9 protein-coding genes are annotated in these 19,905 nt (G+C 44.9%); all 9 read right to left on the bottom strand.

Annotated features, from left to right (window positions below; genetic code table 11):
• Positions 1–220: 220 nt before the first annotated feature.
• Positions 221–1,333 (bottom strand): endospore germination permease, encoded by a 1,113-nt coding sequence (locus MHI32_RS03190; protein ID WP_340011871.1) that lies wholly within the window; start codon positions 1,331–1,333, stop codon positions 221–223.
• Between the two features lie 239 nt (positions 1,334–1,572).
• The gene (locus MHI32_RS03185; protein WP_339171077.1) at positions 1,573–2,727 is read right to left on the bottom strand and encodes a Ger(x)C family spore germination protein; all 1,155 of its coding nucleotides are present in this window, start codon (positions 2,725–2,727) and stop codon (positions 1,573–1,575) included.
• On the bottom strand, positions 2,724–4,274 hold the full coding sequence (locus MHI32_RS03180; RefSeq protein WP_217696914.1) for a spore germination protein: 1,551 nt from the start codon (positions 4,272–4,274) through the stop codon (positions 2,724–2,726). Before MHI32_RS03180 ends, MHI32_RS03185 begins: the two co-directional genes overlap by 4 nt.
• 2,253 nt (positions 4,275–6,527) lie before the next feature.
• The gene (locus MHI32_RS03175) at positions 6,528–12,938 is read right to left on the bottom strand and encodes an S-layer homology domain-containing protein (RefSeq protein ID WP_340011870.1); all 6,411 of its coding nucleotides are present in this window, start codon (positions 12,936–12,938) and stop codon (positions 6,528–6,530) included.
• Between the two features lie 19 nt (positions 12,939–12,957).
• Positions 12,958–13,836: a carbohydrate ABC transporter permease gene (locus tag MHI32_RS03170; RefSeq protein WP_340011869.1), complete on the bottom strand. Its 879-nt coding sequence runs from the start codon at positions 13,834–13,836 to the stop codon at positions 12,958–12,960.
• Positions 13,836–14,813: a sugar ABC transporter permease gene (locus MHI32_RS03165; protein ID WP_081383334.1), complete on the bottom strand. Its 978-nt coding sequence runs from the start codon at positions 14,811–14,813 to the stop codon at positions 13,836–13,838. Before MHI32_RS03165 ends, MHI32_RS03170 begins: the two co-directional genes overlap by 1 nt.
• 34 nt (positions 14,814–14,847) lie before the next feature.
• Positions 14,848–16,248, bottom strand: coding sequence for an extracellular solute-binding protein (locus tag MHI32_RS03160; RefSeq protein WP_076124434.1), 1,401 nt, complete (start codon positions 16,246–16,248; stop codon positions 14,848–14,850).
• A 93-nt stretch (positions 16,249–16,341) separates the two neighbouring features.
• Entirely contained in the window at positions 16,342–18,756 is a 2,415-nt protein-coding gene (locus MHI32_RS03155; RefSeq protein ID WP_340011868.1) for a hypothetical protein, read from the bottom strand.
• 67 nt (positions 18,757–18,823) lie between these two features.
• Positions 18,824–19,876, bottom strand: coding sequence for a LacI family DNA-binding transcriptional regulator (locus tag MHI32_RS03150; RefSeq protein ID WP_076193723.1), 1,053 nt, complete (start codon positions 19,874–19,876; stop codon positions 18,824–18,826).
• Between the last annotated feature and the right edge of the window lie 29 nt (positions 19,877–19,905).

Raw genomic sequence — 19,905 nt, 5'->3', positions numbered from 1 at the left:
TCTCAAAAAAAGTAACCTCTATTCTATGTATCTATCATTATAGCATCATCGCCCTCTCCTGAAACTTACGGACTCAGAGGACGCTAATCAATAACAACTATGCGCTCCGCTAAGATTCCGAATGTGGGATTTCACCTAATTACTCATAACAAAAAGGACACAAGCATCCCAACAGCCACTTTTTATGGCTCACGAGACACCTGTATCCTCCTATTTAGAGCTATTGCTGCGACTGCGGCGCTATCTGTTTATTTTTATCTCGGCTCACAACAATTTCAGCGCAAATCCATAATATCAACGGAATAATCACCTGGAAAGGAAGCGCATATATTGGATAAATAGTATAGGCAAAATGCTGCATCTCCATAATATCCTTAAAGATAAATTGTGAGAAATAAACCATAATCAATCCCAGCTGAAGCACAACGGATCGGTAGCTCTTCAGTTTGAACAACTTAGCGACTCCAACACTAGCCACATATAAACATAAGCTGGCCTTTATGAATATCGTGATTACAAATCCAAGTGCTGATGATGCCTCCATTCGGGTCAAAAAATCCCCTATATTAATCCTACTAACCGCAACATACGAGGGGAAGTATAAGCTTTGAACAATATCAGGATTGAGAATCAGCAAATTCCGCAGAGAAACGAGCAAAATCACCACACCAGAAATCAGCAATCCGCTTAGCAGAATCTTTTTGGCTGAGTCTTTTGCCGGCAAATGACTAAATACGCCCATAAAAAGAACAATTTCAGCAAAAGGAAAAGTAAATGATCCAATTGTATCTGCAAATATCGGTGACCATCCACTGTCAAGAAAAGGCTTCAAATAGTGATACTTAAGCTTGGGAATGGCTAAGATTTCAATAAACAGAATCTCCGCTAAAAGAAGCAATAGAAATAGCTTAGCACATCTCCCAATCACCTCAATCCCTGCCTTAACCACCCAAATACATAACAGACCCACGCATAACATAGGTGCAATCATAGGCGTCTCTGTCAAGGCAACCGTTTTACTAAACTCCCCAAAATTCCGTAGAACAAGTGCCCCCATATGCAGTGCATACCATATATATAGACAGGACACTACTCTCCCAAAGATAGATCCAAATACGATGATCAATATATCAAATAGATTCTTACCCGGAAAAAGAACATGAAATCTGGCGTACATAAACAGCAGGGGAACCGTTAATGATATGGCTAAAAGTAGAGCAATCCAGCTACTGTTGCCCGATTTTCCCGGCAGTCCCATGAATAGTGAAGTTCCAATAATAAATAGAACAACAATACTTATAGAATGCCCTGTGGGTATGATCTCTTTTTTCATGCTTAAATCTCCTCTTGGGCTTGTAACTAGAATAACTTGCTGATCCAACTCACAATTAAAGGTGAAGGACTAGGAAGCTGCCATTTCATGGCCAATGCAAAAGCTATACAGAAAGAAAGCAGACATAGTGTAGTACACACATAAAAATCCCGTTTCATTCCTTGCTTTAACAGTCCGTAAGGATCTATCAATACAACAAAAAAGTATATCATCACAACGATAACAGCCAATTTAATCACCTATTCTTGATGGATCTGTATAGACCTTGAGTTCTGAGCACTGCTCTCAATAATAACTGTTGAATTTACAACCACATCTAGACTAGAGAATTCTCGTTCCCAATCTTTATCGAGCTTGGTCCAGGTCTTAGGCATATTCTCAAAGATAATCTCTCCGAATCCAAAAATATCGGAATGATATTCCTGCTGCACCTTTTTAATTACAGAGAGAGTATTCTCCTGTAATTCCTTAGCGGCACGCTTCTCTATAACATTTTTACTATTCAGACTAGTGAATCCTTCAGTAGTCATTACCTCATCAAGCCCGGTATGCGTGACCATATTTACCTGTAATTGGAGTTTACCGTTTATCCAAACAGGCTTTACTTTTGTTTTATTAGAAAAGATCTCAAGTGTGAAGTCGGGGGCTCCCTTTTCGTTATTCACGGTTAACACCCCACCCTTTATCTTATCTTTAATAAACAACATGAATTTGGTCTCTTCGCCACTCAGCTTGCCTATCATTTTATCCATTCTGAAGATAGCTGTACCGCTGACACGCGGATTTTTCTGGCCATTTTTCTCGTGAATATAAATAAGAGGAGCTATAGCACAATCCCCGGGCGTCTCCAGCTTTTCAATGAAGTCCCAAATCTCCACAACCGGGGCCGTACTTACATTTTGTTCAATTGCCATCTGCTGAGCAAGACCATAAGACATAATAGTTTCTGTTGAGCTATTTAAATTAATTACTTCCTGAGCCGTCTTCTCTTTAGAAACAAACACGTATACATCTGATCGAGTTTCTGTATCTCTGTTATACCAATCAATCACTTTTACAACCCCTTCCTTGGCTACTTCCTCACTAATAATGATCGCCTTGGAATGGCTCCAAAATAATTTCTTTCCCGTAATTGAAATCATACCTCGCACAATTTCAAATAACGTTTTACCTGAAAGACTGACCATCTTATAACCCGCTTGACTGGATTTCATCCCCTCTTTCGTATCCACGATTTCGACCGTTGCTAACAGCTTTCCGTCAGAATCTTTATCGATGCCAATGCCTGCTACAACCGCCCTATCTTCAATTTCGGCGTAATCCCAACAGCCCAAGATACTGACCAGAAGTAATAGCGATATACAAGCTAGCAACCCTTTTTTAATTTTATTCATGACCGATTCCTTACTTTATTTGCCGCTTTTCTCTTTCGGTTACGTGCTCCAATCATCGCCGGACGTAAATACATGTGCCACCACGGCGCCCTTATAGCTGTATCCTTAATATCCTGCGGGCGAATAGAACCTACTCCAAGCATGTATTGAACTCCAAAGGAACGTAAACTCATCAAATGAATAACTAAACCGATCACACCTAAGAAATACCCGTATAACCCCAGAAAGAAGGTAGCCAATAGTAAAAGCGATCTTACCACGATTAGAGGACCCGTCAGTGTAGGGTTAAGCAAAGCCATAATTCCTGTTAAACCCACTACAATAATCATAGGTGCGCTAACTATTCTTGCTTCCACAGCCGCCTGACCCAACACAAGCGCACCTACGATGCTAATCGCCTGACCAATGTAGGTCGGTATTCGTTCTCCTGCCTCTCGCAGAATTTCAAAAATCGTTAGCATGAACAAAACCTCGACCACAGTCGGAAAAGGAACGGCTACTCTCGACGTTGAAATACTAAGTAACAACATGGTAGGAATCATTTCCTGACTATAGGTAACTAAAGCTACGTACAAAGCAGGAATACTAATAGACAAAAAAGCTCCAAGTACCCTTATCATTCGGTTAAACGAACCAAAGTAATAGTTAATATAATAATCAGCACTGGCCTGAAAATTCTCCACAAACAAATAGGGCACTGTCATTGCATAAGGGCTGCCTTCCATTAATAAGGCAACTCTCCCCTCCATAATTTTGCTTACTACAGAATCAGGACGTTCTGTGCTTCCCGTCATTTCAAAGGGTGAAAAAGGTTCATCTCGAATAAGCTCCGAAAGAATAGATGTATCCAAAACAACATCTATGTCCACCTGCTGAATTCGGTTCTGCAGCTCTTTAACAACATCCGGTGAGGCCAAACCTTCAATATAACAAATACAAGTTTCTGTTTTGGAGCGGACCCCGATCTGGCCATAAATCAACTTTAAGTCCGGACTTTGCACTCTTCGGCGAATGAGAGTCAAGTTTACAAGCAGTGACTCTGTAAAACCTTCTCGTGGACCCTTGACGCTTTTTTCCGTCACAGGCTCTGCGATAGCCTTAGTTTCCCACCCCTGTGCACTAATGTTTAGCGCACCCGCAAAACCATCCATCAGAAATAATGTTTTTCCAGCTACGACCGCGCTAACCATCTCATCCAAACTCGTAGAGCAGACTACATCGCTAATATTAATAACCATCGTCCGGATTTTCTCCATCAGTTCAGCTCTATTCCCACTATCCATTTCCGTAAAATCAAATTTCATTAGGGGCTTGATCACCCCATACTGAATCATTTCCCTGTCAACCATCCCGTCAACATAAACTAATCCGCAGCGGATGCCGTCACTATGAATATTATTTAGCACTCTTATCCTAAGCGTTCCATCATTATTAAAGATTTGCCGAAACAGACTCAACATATCATCCAGTGACGTACTTAGAGTCTGCTCAGACTTATCGTTATTTTGAGAGTTGTTACTGATCCCCTGTGCTGATTGTTTCTCCACAGTAGTCACTCCTGTCACAATAGGTTTCCTAGAAATTATCCCCTGCATCTCCCCCTTTTATCCTCCAAAATTATGCTAAAAAGGGATCAACAAGAAAGAAGCAGGTATACTCCATATACTGGATTCTTTTCGGTCTCCGAAACCTAATCATCCCTTAAGTTCATGCAAATAACGACTCTTGAGTCCGTTAGCATTGAATCACACTCATCCTTTGGGGCTTACTGACCTAGCACAAAAACACCCAACATATCATCAGGCGCTTTCGGACTCAGCCACGATAACACCGCCTACATCCTCTGGCGCTTACTGATTCAGCCACGATAACACCTTATACATCCTCAGGCGTTTACGGATCTAGGGCGATAACAACGAGTACATCCACTGGCGCTTAAGGACTCAGAAGGCGTTATTTGCTCAATTATCGCCTTTTGGGCACAGTTTCGGACTCCAGTGCAGCTATTTCATCCAAAGTGGCTCTGATCGGGCGATTTTTATGCCAATAGCGACTATAGGGTCCGATAGCACGCCAAAAGTCGATAAATGCAACGTTTAGGGGCTACTGGGTCCGTTGCCGCCAAATCACACTCATTTCTGGGGACTTACGGACCTAACACAATAACACCCAACACACATCAGGCGCTTTCGGACTCGGCCACGATAACACCGAATGTATCCTCAAGCGCTTGCGGACTCAGGAGGTGTTATTTGCTCAATTATCGTCTTTTGGGTACAGTTTCGGACTCCAGCGCAGCTATTTCATCCAAAGTGGCACAAATGGGGCGTTTTTCATGCCAATAGTGACTATAGGGTCCGATAGCACACCAAAAGTCGATAAATGCAACGTTTAGGGGCTACTGGGTCCGTTACCGCCGTATCCCACTCATCTCTGGGGACTTACGGACCTAACACAATAACACCCAACACACATCAGGCGCTTTCGGACTCGGCCACGATAACACCTAATACCGAGTACATCCTCAGGAGCTTAAGGACTCAGGAGGCGTTATTTTCTCATTTATCGCCTTTTGGGCACATTTTCGGACTCCAGTGCAGCTATTTCATCCAAAGTGGCTCAAATCGGGCGTTTTTCATACCAATAGCAACTATAGCGTCCGATAGCACACCAAAAGTCGATAAATGCAACGTTTAGGGGCTACTGAGTCCGTTAGCATTGAATCACACTCATCCTTTGGGGCTTACTGACCTAGCACAAAAACACCCAACATATCATCAGGCGCTTTCGGACTCAGGAGACGTTATTTGCATATTTATCGCCTTTTGGGCACAGTTTCGGACTCCAGCGCAGCTATTTCATCAAAAGTGGCTCAAATTGGGCGTTTTTTATACCAATAGCAACTATAGGGTCCGATAGCACACCAAAAGTCGATAAATGCAACGTTTAGGGGCTACTGGGTCCGTTACCGCCGAATCACACTCATTTCTGGGGACTTACGGACCTAACACGATAACACCCCACACATCATCAGGCGCTTACGGATCTAGGAAGATAACATCGCATACATCCACAGACGCTTAAGGACTCAAGAGGCGTTATTTGCTCATTTATCGCCTTTTGCACACAGTTTCGGACTCCAATGCAGCTATCTCAGCAAAAGTGGCTCAAATCAGGCGTTTTTCATGCCAATAGCGACTATGGGGTCCGATAGCACGCCAAAAGTCGATAAATGCTGCGTTTAGGGACTACTGGGTCCGTTACCGCCGAAGTACACTCATCTCTGGGGACTTACGGACCTAGCACAATAACACCCAGTACATCATCAGGTGCTTAAGGACTAAGGAGGCGTTATTTGCTCATTTATCGCCTTTTGGGCACAGTTTCGGACTCCAGTGCAGCTATTTCATCAAAAGTGGCTCAAATTGGGCGGTTTTCATGCCAATAGTGACTATAGGGTCCGATAGTACGCCAAAAGTCGATTAATGCTGCATTTAGGGGCTACTGGGTCCGTTAGCGATCTCTTGCGTGCAAATTACATACCATGAAGCAAAGTTTGTTTTAAGAGCGTGGTGGATACGAGCATGAGATTAGGTTTGGGGTCGGCATCTTGTTCTAGTAGTTTGGCACTGGCACCTTTAAGCTAGCAGCTTTGAACTAATAAAGCTGGCGTTTTGGACATACGACGGGCAACAAAAAAACAGATGCCCCAGTAGTCATGATCATGACTACGGGACACCTGCGTCTTTTTTATATCTTGCATTGCTGCATGATTTTTTATATCTTGTATTGCTGCACGATTATTGAAGCTGCTCAAACAGGCGGAAGATCACGGTCGCTGCTTGCGCTCTTGTAGCCTTGCCGTTTGGTCCAAATTGGTTGGATGTCATACCGTTAATAATTCCACTAATACGCATCGCTTCTACAGCTTTGGCTGCATCCGCAGACAACTGGTTCACATCAGAGAATGCTTCACCAGAAGCCTTTGTTCCGTCGGTCAATGGGATATTAATCGTCTGAGCCAAACGATAAATCATGACCGCCATTTCCTGACGAGTAATCTCCTCGCTTGCACCAAAGTTGCCATCCGCTTTGCCTCTAACAATACCGAGCTTTTGAGCGCTCGCAATCGGACTGGCATACCATGCCCCATCCTTAACGTCTGTAAATGTGCTTACAGCCGTCTCATCTAGTAAATCAAAAGCGTTCATCAATATTTTGATGAATTCTGCACGGGTCACATTTCCACTTGGATTAAAGTGTTCAGCATCCATCCCTTGGATTGCGCCTCGTGCTGCGAGTGCTTCAATGCTGTTTACCGCCCAATTAGCTGTAGCGGTATCTTTGAATGAAACATTCGAGTGAACCACTACATAACTGCCAAGCTGTTGCAAATTTAACTCAAGCATCTGTGTTCCTGTATTAAATCTTCCGTTCTTAACGGTCTCTAGTTGCTGATTACTGTTCAAGTAATAAACCACTACTTTATGAGCTTTCTCACCAGACTTCAGCGTATAAGGAAGTGCCAGCTTGATCCCCGATGTCTTCAGTACATCGCCTGGAATAACCACACCATCTACGCTAAGACTGATGTCTTTAATTGTACCTGCATTCATCTGACTGCTTACCGAAAGTGGCAATCCGGATATATCTCCAGTGCCCACAATAAGCTTAAGTTTGCTGTTCTTAGCATCTTTGTAAGTCTTCAGGAAACTTTCCGGCAGCATTATGCTTGCTGTTCCTGTATCAATCTTGAGGGATTTAACATTCCCCGCCGCTGCCAGTGACTGCAGTGGCAGCTCAACTACAATTTGTTTCGCGTTTCCGGTAGGATTCACGACAATGGACAGCATACCATCCTTTGCATCCTTTGCTGCCTTTTCAACATCTGCGGCAGTGAGTTCAGCCAATGCTTTTCCATCTGCTCCGATAACCATCTGGACAATGATTTTACCATTGCTTACAGCAGGGGCAGCTGTCGCAGACGCGCTAGGCGAAGGTTTTGCCGTGGCTACCGGCACATAAGTACCCGGTGCCTCTGTTGATTTCGGCGTTGACGTTGGTGTCGCTGTCGGTGCAGGTGTTGCCGTTGGCGTTGGTGTCGTTGTCGGTGCAGGTGTTGATGTTGGCGTAGGTGTTGGCGTAGCTTCTGAAAGCAACTTCAGGCCCGCAACCGCCGCAGTAAGCTGACTTAATGCCTCATCAATGTCTGCCTGAGTAGCAGTTCCACTCTCCAGCAACATCACTGCACGTGCTACCTCTTTCTCAAGAGTATTCCAGCTCTCCTCTACATAAAGGCTCTTATCCAGAGCCTCTATTGCTCTAAGCTTCTCCTCCAAGGCTGCCGTTATGAGAGGTGGATTTACAGAAACTAATGTTAAGGTATACGTTCTGGTCGTTGTTTTATCCAGTGCCGTCACAATGACCTTGTAACCCGTTTGAATTTCTCCCGCAATAGTAATGCTATCGGGTTCATACACAGCGAAGGTAACCCCTACCGGAACAGTAAGTCCTTCCTTCAGCTCATCAAGTGTAGTCGTATCCGGTAAAATAATTTCTTTGGCTACCTGATCAATAGATCCGTCCGGAATTGTGATTCCGCTGATCGTTGCATCATGAGCTTCGACAGGCTGTAAGGCTTCAAAGGCATTTTTCAAATTGGAATATGCCACATTAATATCACCATCGGTAGCACCGTCATTTGCATAAGTGGCTTTAGCAGCCTCTAGTGCAATGCGTAGTGCCTCCCATTGCTCAGGCGTTCCGGTATAATTCTCTTCATTTACCGAAGGATCTTCCGCTGTATCAATGGCTGCTTTAAGTTTAGATTTATCGTACCTCACACTGATGCGGCAGCTGGCAGCAATATCTGTGCCCGCCACTTTACCAAATATAGTGAAGTCTGTAGCAATGGTGAGTTTGTTAAGGGGAATTTCCTCCCATACCACACTTGCCAAGCCTGTCGTTTTATCGGCGTAAGTTACCGTAACCTTAGCTGGAAGATTAGGTACGACGTTAACTGTCGTACTCACCGCAATCTGTTCAATGCTTACAATCGCACCATGGTCGCCGGGAGCAGGAACTTCTCCTTCTGGCTTAGACGAAATTGCCCGCCATTCCTTAACGCCTGTCCAAATACTAGTGGACTGCTTATTAAGAATCAAACGGAGTTTATCCGTCTTCACCTCGTCAAAGGTTACCTCGTTAAATGCATTTCTTGCTTTGCCTTTCTCGCTCAGGCCCGTTACCGGTAAGTATTTTCCGGCATCCTTATCCCAATATTCGAAGCTGTAATCTCCCGGTACCTGTACACCGCCTTCATCATCATAGAAGTACACGGAGCTGCCTGACAAAGTCACGGGCTCTTTCCAGGTCAGTTGTAGCCAGTGGCTTTCACCGGGACCGCCCCAGTTCCCATACTGAGTTTCTGCTTCGCTATTGTAAATACTTGCTGAAGTATAAGGGATATAACCATCATTAACGCCATACACAGACTCCCATGCCGAAGTGTAAGAGGCACTAGGCGTAGCCAAAAGGGCAGCATTTCTGTATCTAAGGTTATCCACCGCCATCCGCATTTGATCCGTTGCCACTTTGATCTCTTCCAGTGTATATTCTCCCTGAGCCAGCAATGCCTTGGCAGCAGTCAGTGCAGCTTGCAGCTCTTGCCATGTTGCCGCAGTAAAATCATCCTTGTTCCGGACAAGTCTGCCGGAATCCCGATCCGCAAACTTCGCGATCATCTCTGTCAGTTCTGCAGTAGCTACAAATACGGTGACTGGAACCTTCACGACAGTTTCAAGTTCCCCATCGCTAACAGTCAGACGGTATTCATATTCACCAGTCGCCTTAAAGGTTGCTTGCAGCATGGCCTTATCAAGCCCTGTCTCCTCTACTTCTCCTTCACCTGAAATCTTCTCCCAGGTATAAGTCAGCTTGCCACTTGGCAATCCATCATCAACGATTTGCGGCATAATCGTCAGAGGCACATTTTGCTCAACCTTCAATGGTGTTTCTAGATAAACCTTTGGTGCCTGATTGGCAGCCGCCTTAACCTCCAGATTATTGTTGTAGATCTGAATCTCCTTGATGGCGGTCGCAAGTTCCAGCGAATGCGTCACATGAATGCGAATCGCTGCAGTGTTAACCTTTTGGAACTCTACATTGTTATAGTTGGAAGCAATATACTCCGGATAGCGGAATTGCCCCTCCACTGGTTTCCAGCTTCCATCAGCATCCTGATATTCGACACCGAATGTCTGTGGTGTACCATAACCGTTCAGAAGCCGGTCATTATAGAAATAGACTTTTACATTGTCCACAGCCTGGACTCCATCAAATTTGAACGTAACCGTATCGACGGAATTCGGCGAACCTCCGAATAAAGCTGTGTTTGAGGTATGATTAATCGATGCGATTGTCGAATTGTCCGCCAGGTTGCGGATGTTCGAACCGCTCTTGATATAAGTCGATTCAACAGTAGTGCCTGAAGCAACAGCCAGATTCGTACCGTCATTAACAATATCTACGCCTGCTTTATTAAACATATCGACAGTCTTCTCATTGCTAGCTAGGGATGTTTGATCTGCCGCAGCAAGTGTCGTAGCACTGCCTTTTTCATATAACACCTGTGTCTTCGAGTTATCGCCAACAGCCCCAGTTACATCACCTGAAGGTTTTTCCACCTTACCAGTAGCTGTATCATAAATCAGATGGGACATTTCGTTAGTTGTCATTACGAGTTCATCATTAATGAAGAGCGAATAACCTGCTGGAATACCTTGATAATGAGGATTGTCGCTGTATTTAGCAGGATCCTGCCATACGATAGATAAGTTAGCATCATGATAACGCACGTTATCTACAGCAAAATAGTCATAATCAACATTAATCGGCCATAGCTCGATCTTGTCATCTGTCCGTGGTTGAATACCCGCCATATCTTCAACCACAGTGTAATTCATCATGCCAAGCGTATCGTGGTGAATCCATGCCCGTACCATATCTCCACTAGGGTTAGGAGGATTGTCTTTTGTCCATGGCGTGCCGAAGAAGTAATCCTCCAGCCAGAAAAATTCATTAGAGTCCAGGTGGTCCGTATTGCCCGGCTCCACTGTATGCAACCAAGCGCCCCAATCAAACAGTGTTTTGTAAACGTCACTATTGATGTTATCTATAGGATAATAGCGCAGAGAGGCACGAACGGTATTAATATAGTTGCCGAAGTTACACCATGCGAACTGGTCTGTACCGAAGGCATCCGTCTTGCCATTCTTGAAATCTTCCACCCGCTTCATAATGCTGTTCTGATCCGCTGTAAAGAAAGGAAAGATCGGATAATAATTCGGATCTGCGTAATCAGACAACTGGGATAAATATTTCGCCTCATATCCTTCTTCACCTTCAGTTGGTACTACACCAAAGTTAAAGACAAACATGTTATTATCCCGCCAAGGGTTGAATACATCGGTACCACCCACAACTTTTTTGTGCAAAAAGCTGCCTGTACCATTCGTATCTGCCACACCGTCACCATCAAAGTCAGCCTTGTCGTACCACATCTCATTCAGAATTGAATTCTTAATATTCTGCGCCACAGTGTTCATTTTAGCTGCACCCGCAGTATCCCCAAGCTGCTCGTACATCTTCGCTGTTGCCACTGCATTGGCGTAGGTAGTAGAAGAGCCATCCAGCCGGGCATAGTTACCACTGCCATTCCAGTGCATGGATACGGTATCTCCGTCATTACCTGTAATCGGACCATGGTTATAATAAACAAGATTTGGATTAGTGCCTTTAAAATGTTCAAGTGTGCCGGTAACATCAGTGGCGGAAAAATCAGCGAACTTCTTCAATATTTCCTGACCACCACCGTAAATCTTGTAAGCATCCCAGCCTACTTGCGACGTGTTCTGCATCATATCCCAAGTCCAGATGTTAGGACGTCCGGGATTATTTTTATAGTTCTTATTCTCGGAATATTCCCCTTGAGCCAGCCAGGTTCCATACAAGTAGGAAGGATCACGCAGCCATTTCAGATCCTGCATCGCCCAAGGTACACTGACCGTAATCCCGTTGTTGTAGCCGAGAACGCCCTCCATGTTCATCGGGAACTGCCAGTCATTGCCCGGAATGTTGGCATCCAGCAAATTAAAGCGGTTACACCACCAACGATAATAAAGTACCTTCTTCACATTCTCATCGGGAACATCGATATATGGAATGTTCTCTGCCCACCACTCGTTGTACTCCCGCACCTGTGCGGAGAAGGCTGTATCATTGCTGTCAGCAGCCTTAAAGCTCTCATAATGCAGCTTTGAGCCTGGTATTTCATCCGCGAGCCAACCCATGACTACCTTTTGGTCAACGGAGCCACCGGCGGGCACTGTAATCTCTTTAACCAGTTCATTTCCGGAAGGACTCATGCCGTTTCCGCTCAGGTGAACATCCACGTAGGACATTGCTTCAACTACCTTTTGCCCAGCTTTGCCTATCATTAGCGGAGCAGCCACTCTGTAACCCACCAGCTCATCACCCTCAGCCGCTGAGACAAAAGGTGATATAACCTTTATCGTCAACGTTATATCGCTGGCTGTAGGATTCTTCAATTGAAGCAGCGTTACAGCACTGTTATAGCTGGAAATAAATTTCCGCTGGTTAATCTCCAGGCCTCCGCTTGTGTAGGTCTGATTCTCATGACTCGGGTAGTTCTTCCGCACATTTTTCTGTTCCGCCAAGTCTCCTGTAGAAAGGGTGATGCTATACATCGTGTCCTTGTTCAAAGTATCCGCGTAATGCACTGTTCCCACAAAACCCAGCTTGGTATTATCCTGAGTCTTCATGTACAAAGCGCTTCCCCGGCTGAACAGAGTATTGGCGCTAACTTCGTCGTTGACATCATCCGGAATGACACCTTCGTTAACTAGCAAGGCGTCAAGCCAAGGCAAATCGGAATTATCTTTTGCAAAAGCCTCAAAATCAAAAGCTTCAATTGCCTGCATCATTTCTCCGACGGTGACATCGCTGAAATTAACGCCTTCCTTAACAATAGAATTATCCTTCCACTTCGCCTGCCCGTAATCGGTGCCTACACCTTCATGATAGAAATCAGTCGTGTAGTTAGCCGATACGGGAACAATCCCTGCATTTAATACCACAGCCGCGCATAATGCCGCTACAGAAGCTCTTCTGGGCCATTTATGACTTGTCATTTGGATGAATTCCTCCTTTTTATCCCTTGATTCCTGTTAATGTAATGCCCTCAACAAAATATTTGTTGCCGATCAAGAAAAATACTAGACAAGGAGCTGTAACGACGAGCGCCAGCGCCATGACCTGTTCATAGTTCGGAATGCGCATCCCGTTCACAATATACAAGCCCATAGGCAGCGTATAATCTGCTTCAGTCTTTAAATAAATCATGGTGTAGAAAAATTCATTCCAACAGTTGATAAAGCTGAACAACGCCACAACAATCATTGCGGGACGTATAAGCGGCAGCATGATGCGGGAGTAGATACGGAAGTAACCCGCACCGTCAATCTTGGCAGCTTCACTGAGTTCTAGCGGAATCGTCATGAAAAATTGCCGGAGCAAAAAGACAAAATACGCGTTGCCGCCTGCACAGAAAAAGGCCGGAATAATAAGAGCAGGTTTGCCAGCCAGTCCCAAAGAAGTGTACAGAGAATATTGTGGCAGCAGGGTTACGGCACTAGGCAGCATCATCGTACTGATGACCAGCAAGAACCACATCCCGCGCAGCGGAAAGTTCAGCTTAGCAAAGGCATACCCAGCAAAGCTTGTCGTCAGCACCGTCCCGATCACATAAGGAACTACAATCGAAACTGAATTCCAGAGCTGCCGCAGGAACTGAATACGTTCCAATCCAAGCCGAAAATTATCGACATTTAGTGACTCGGGGAAAAACACAGGCGGCCGCGCCAGTATTTCTGTATGGCTCACGAAGGCACCTCGCAGCAGCCAATAAAGCGGAAAAGCAAACACCACTGCGAGTATACAGGAGAGCAGAATCAGCCCGGTATTGATGGCTTTAGCTCTTTTCTTTTTTTTCTGGATACTTGTATAATTCATAATTGCGGTAGCCGCCATTATCTCGCCTTCTTTCTTTTGCCCATCGAATCGTCCCTTTTAAATGCGCCCTGGAAGTAGAACAGCACACCAGTAATGGCCATAGTGATTAGGAAGACGACCCATGCCTCAGCAGACGCCAAACCGCGCATCCCTACCTGAACAAATGAATGGTCATAGATCATAACGTTGATAAAATAAGTCATCCGATCGGGTGCACCATTTCTGGACAACACCACACTTTGCGTATAAATCTGGATAGAGGTCATCATGCACATAATCAATTGGAAAAAGAGGACAGGCTTGATCGTCGGATAGGTTACTTTGAGGAACTTGTGCCAAGCATTTCCCCCGTCCATCTCGATAGCTTCCAGCAATTCTCCCGGAACATCCTGCAGCGTAGCGATGAACACAACAATCGTCCCACCACAGGTCCACAAGCTCATGATAAACAATGTCTCAAAAATACGGATGGGATCTGTCAGGAAATCAACAGGGGCTATTCCTATCTGCAATAAAATCCAGTTAAGCAATCCACCCTTGGCTTGGTTCTGTAGAAGCATCTGCCACACAATTGTTGTCGCCAGCATCGGAACTACAGACGGCAGAAAGAATATAGCCCGCATCAAGTTTCTGCCGATAAATTTACGGTTCAATAAGAGTGCAACAATCAGACAAAAGGTGATTACAAGCGCCACATTAATGAAGGCATAAATCAAGGTTACCGTTATGGATTTTTTGAATTCGGAGCTGGTATTGGTGAATATGTACCGGAAATTATCCAGTCCAATCCACTCCATAACTTGGCTTCCGCTCATAATCGTTATTTTATGAAAGCTGTAAAACAAACTGGCCAACATCGGATAAAGCGTCAATACCAAAAATCCAATAATGGCCGGTGCTGCAAACAAATATCCAGCCACCGCCTCTTTGGTGACACCTCTGGCATGCTTTTTAACATAGACCGCAGCCGTTTCGGTTTTGCTCTCTGGGTTCATAAGCAATAGCCCTCTTTTCAAATATAAGCTCTAATTAGGAAACCTTGCCGCTCTCGAACAACTGCTTGATCGCTGGCATGATCGCGTCATAGACTTCTTTAACACTTTTCTTACCTGCCAACGCCTGATCAATAGATTTCTCATATTCAGTATTCATCTTGAGGTAGGCAGGAACGTAATATGCAGGCCATTGTGCGATAGAGTCTTTCGTTGTGGAATAACTAAGGATAGTTTCTTTTGCGCTTTCAGGAAGATCGGAGGTCCACTTTTCAACCAAGGTAGGATCGGTATACCAATCTGCCTGGTTCGGCAACCACGCACCACTCTTCAGCAGCTCCAGGCTGTTCTCAGGGTTGACCATGTAAGCATAGAATTTCTTGGCTTCCTCAATGTGCTTCGATGTATTGTACACAACAAGCGGAGCACCACAGTTCATCGTTACTGCCTTTTCCATCTTAGGCAGAACGCCAACGCCGATATCTTCATTACCTTTGATATTAGCTAGATCCCAAGAGCCGCTGATTGCCATGGCATAACCACCACTCAAAGCGTCTACCGCAGAACCAATTCCAGAATTCCAAGTGTAATTGAAAGCGGATGCAACCTTGTCTTTGTTAACGAGATCAGCTAGCTTCTGGATGGCATCAACTGTTTTGGGAGAATCCCATTGAAACTCCTTTCCATCCGGGGAAACAATCCCGCCACCGTTGGCATAAGCTGCCCAGAAGTGGTGGAACTCCCGTCCCGCTGTCATACCAAGCCCGTAGTTCTCGGTCAGAGCAGCATCAAAGCCTTCATCTGCCGCTGTTTTTCCTTTAGTATCTGTCGTTAGCTTTTTCGCGTTTGTCACGAATGTATCCCAATCCCACGCATTTTCAACTTTGGAGGGTGGATATTCAAGACCTGCTGCATCAAATTTGGACTTGCTATAGTAAAGCAGCTCCAACTGGTTGGATAGGCCGACTCCGATCACTTTTTGCTCAGGTGAATGGATTGTAATCGCTGATAGTTTTTCAGGAATGCTTCCGTCCGCTAATAAATCGCTGATATCTTCGATAATTCCCATTTCATTGTACTTTTGGATATCGCCTTCACCCATATAACTGATATCTGGAAGTTCACCGGATTCGAGCCGGGTCTGAATAAATGTATCAAAGGAGCCATCTGCTGGAAGTACTTGTGCATTGATTTTCACTCCGGTGTCGGCTGTATATTTTTCTGCTGCCGCTTCTACCAGCTTTTTCTGTACATCATCACCCCAATACAATAATTCCAAGGTTACATCTTTATCAGGCGTAGTTTCTTTGTTGGCTGCTCCAGACCCTTCAGATGCCTTTGGAGCCGCGTTGTTGGAATCGCCCGAACAGCCTGCCAGTGCGGAAAAAACCATCATTGATGCTAAAGATAGAACTAGAGTACGTTTTCCAAACTTCATGTTTGTTGCCTCCCTTTTTTTCATATCTATTTATTTCAAGCCAAGCATTTAAAGCTTTAGCCTAAAATCATCATGGTTTGTCATTCTTAGCGATTACAGACAAGGGCTGAATATTCCTCCGCCTGCCAGTCTTACGCGAGGCTCTAGTATCCCCTCAGTTGTGCGATATTCGAGCTTATCCTCAAGCAGCACATATTTTGACGGATATGCAGCGTAACTTGTTACGATCCAGCCCTCCGAGTCTTCTTCAATATAACCGTTAATACAGCGCATCTTTCCGCGTGGATCCCTGTACAAATATGTGGTTGTCCCGAAGCCCATTAGATAGGCCACTAGCTCCTCCCCCATATCCCAATCATCTCCTGTCACACCCGAGAACAGCGAAGCAAACAAGGAATCACTTGCCCCCACAAATACGGATTGCCCAAAACGGTTTCGCGACAATTCTGGCATGTTCAGGTTAGGAGCTGCCACACTATATGTAGAGGCTGCCTCTCCAGGCAACAAACGGCGTGGAGTAGAGCGTACATTCCAATCGTAACAATTGAATACTGCCATCGTAGAACGGTAAGCGGCTTCCAAATATTCAGGGTCTCCAAGGAATTCATAGGCAACCCGGGATGCTCCTGCTACCAATCCACCCCAAAGGGAATGAATCATATACGACAAAGCTTCCCACCAGCGATCCGGATTCTGCACTCTGTAATCATTGCTGAATCCGATATTTGCCAAAATTAGTTGCCCATAACGCTGAGCCTCCTCTTTATTTCCAAGGTGACACAATGTTTCACAGGTAGGACCAAATCCTGCATTATCGTAAAAATGCTCCGTTATAGCTCCCTCATACTGCTGTATCCCTGTCTCCAGATTTCTGCCAAATTGCTCCCATAAGGTAAGTAGACGTTTATACTCTTCTGAAAGACCGCTCTGCTTCAGTGCCTCTAATAAATCAAGAATATAGAGCACAAATATACCATTTAGACGGCTCTCATCCTGCTCGCGCTGCCCACTATGCCGATCAGGGTCTAGGCGAAGGCACATGATTTCGGCAGCCCATTGTAGATATTCTCTAGGAGAATGAATTTTAAGTAATGAACCATCCATTCGTGACAATAGATAAAAGACATGCCCAATATAATCCAGATCATAAATGCGGTAGAATTCTCCATACAAGGGACGCGGATGATTGAAATCTCCGCCTTCAAACCAATGCTCCTTCACATCCAATACTGCGGCAATCTCGGCCTTAGCTACTTGTTCGGGGACAGCCTTGGCCATGCTATTCTTCATCAGAAGAAAAGCAACCTTACCCAGCGATTCTCCCTGATTCGATAGCGGACGGAAGGCATATGGCCTCTCAGCCTCACCTGTCCCTCCAAAGTTGTTATTTACCAACCACTCGGCTCTCTTTTCCAGAATCCGGTCAATCGACTCCAGTACATTCCAGACCAGGATATCGGTCCGTCCATCTTCTAGCCCCAGCTCCAGCTTATGTTCTCCCGGCTCCAAACGCTGTAAAGATATGTTATAGCTGCTGCCTGACTCCAACCGTACAGCTTCGTTCGTAATATTCTCCTGGCGGATCAGCTCCGTTGCCGGTGAAGTGCTATACAAACGCAGCTCACGTAGAGCCTGGCCCTGCGGCAGATCAACAACAGCTTCGAACCTTCCTCCCCGGGTTAATACAGGCGTATAGCTCCAGCGCGGATGTCCATAGGCCATACCCTGCCTATAGAAATCATCTCGATTCTGACAGGGATGGAATATGTATTCCCAGCTGGAGGTTTCTCCAGCGTCAAGATCCAGCGGACTGTAAGCGCCACCATATATCCAGTCGGCAGCTGCAGATTCGGTCATAGATGATCCGTCCTCCACCAACGATAGCCGATGATACAGCAGACCATCCAAAGAAGGGGAAACCTGCTCAAGAAAACGATTCTTATAACTACAATAAGTACCTAGGGTTACTGTTCTGCCCTGAACACCATAAACACCCAGATGTGGTGCTTCGTTGCTCCGTCGAATGGCAGCAATTTTAGCGAAATCTCCACCAAGATGGGGGAATACTGCACAGGACTGACTCATATTGCGCTGCACATTTTCATCTCTGTACATGATATAAGCGAACGAAAACCACACATGAAGTCCATTAATTCTTACAGACTGTGTTGAGCGGTTCGTAGCTTCAATAGTCCATCTTAGTCGCTCATCTTCCAAAGAATATGTAAGTCTGATTGCAATCGGCGCGCCTTCAAAATCCACAAATACACGGTTTTTTCCTTCTGGCGTGATTTTGGGCAACAGATCAGTGCTTTTTATGATATTGCCGTCTAGCTCTATTGTCCATTCTCCGAATAGCTTATCTGTATCCGCATAACCTGCCTCTTCCAAATAAGACGGATCAACTACCCAGTTCATTTCACTAGGGTCGCCCTGTAATATCAGAGACTGAAGTGCTCCGCGGTCGCTTAGCTCCATCCTGAAATTTTCGTTGCCTAGAATCGTCATTGCCTAGCACCTCTTCAATATTTTAAGTTAAACGTTTAGATTTATGAGGAAAAAGGAGCTGTGAAACTTATTTTTGTCTCACAGCATTTTTTAACGTAGCCACAGAATCACGTTCGATCAACCGGCACTCCGGCATGGTCAGTGAATCCATCTTCGTCCCCTTGATTAAATTGAACAAAACCTCAATAGCTTGATAGCCCATCTCATGTAGCGGAAGTCCCATTGTTGTTATACGCGGGCGTAAGTAATCACTGAATTCACGATTATCAAAACCGACAACCGACAGATCATCCGGTATTTTAAACCCTTTTTCCTCTGCCGCCTGCAAAATACCTACAACCATTACATCATTCATGGAAAGAATCGCGGTTGGAGGCTCCGGCAAAGCGAGCAACTCGGAGGTAAGACGATACCCTGATTCCCTCTCCCAGTCTCCCATCTTAATTAACAGTGGATCGAACGGTAATTGATATTCAGTAACGGCCTTGTAATAACCGTTCAGTCTTAATCTGGAAGGGATTGAATCCATCAAACCACTGATTACAGCAATTCTGCTATGTCCTTGGTTAACCAAGTAGGACATGGCTTGGTAAGCAGCTTGCTCATCATTATACTGGATAGAGATATCGTCCTGTGTGTAAGAGTAGGTATACACAATAGGCTTACCTTCCGTATCGATTAAACCCGTTAAATCACGGGGATGAACACCGATATAAATAATCCCATCCACTTGATTACTGAGCAGTTCGGCAACCGCATTAGCGGCATACTTTCGATAGTCTTCCGTATTCGAGAAGTTACGGCCGATACGCTTGTCCAAACGAAGATTCACCAGTAAAATATGCAAATCATTACGATCTCCAAAATCATTAATTCCATCGATAATATCGGGGGTGTTAAATACCGTCACATCTTCTGCAATAACACCTATTGTATTCGTACGGTTGAGTTTGAGACTCTTCGCAATAGCATTCGGCTTATAATTCAACTCCTCAATGGCTGCAACAACTCGTTCCCTTGTATCGGAACGTACATTGCGGGTACCATTAAGCACATAGGAGACTGTAGCAATCGAAACATTAGCCTTTGCGGCTATGTCTTTAATGCTGGTTTTCCTCATTACACCTTCTCCTATCTTATTATGGGAAC

This window comes from Paenibacillus sp. FSL H7-0690 (genome assembly GCF_037980415.1).
GTDB lineage: Bacteria > Bacillota > Bacilli > Paenibacillales > Paenibacillaceae > Paenibacillus_AQ > Paenibacillus_AQ odorifer.
The sequence above is the reverse complement of the archived record's forward strand: the minus strand, read 5'-3'. Positions and strand labels throughout refer to the sequence as shown.

Coding starts and splice junctions, on each gene's coding strand:
- MHI32_RS03170 (WP_340011869.1), bottom strand. CDS start 13,836: ATGGCGGCTACCGCAATTATGAATTATACAAGTATCCAGAAAAAAAAG.
- MHI32_RS03150 (WP_076193723.1), bottom strand. CDS start 19,876: ATGAGGAAAACCAGCATTAAAGACATAGCCGCAAAGGCTAATGTTTCG.
- MHI32_RS03155 (WP_340011868.1), bottom strand. CDS start 18,756: ATGACGATTCTAGGCAACGAAAATTTCAGGATGGAGCTAAGCGACCGC.
- MHI32_RS03165 (WP_081383334.1), bottom strand. CDS start 14,813: ATGAACCCAGAGAGCAAAACCGAAACGGCTGCGGTCTATGTTAAAAAG.
- MHI32_RS03175 (WP_340011870.1), bottom strand. CDS start 12,938: ATGACAAGTCATAAATGGCCCAGAAGAGCTTCTGTAGCGGCATTATGC.
- MHI32_RS03190 (WP_340011871.1), bottom strand. CDS start 1,333: ATGAAAAAAGAGATCATACCCACAGGGCATTCTATAAGTATTGTTGTT.
- MHI32_RS03160 (WP_076124434.1), bottom strand. CDS start 16,248: ATGAAGTTTGGAAAACGTACTCTAGTTCTATCTTTAGCATCAATGATG.
- MHI32_RS03185 (WP_339171077.1), bottom strand. CDS start 2,727: ATGAATAAAATTAAAAAAGGGTTGCTAGCTTGTATATCGCTATTACTT.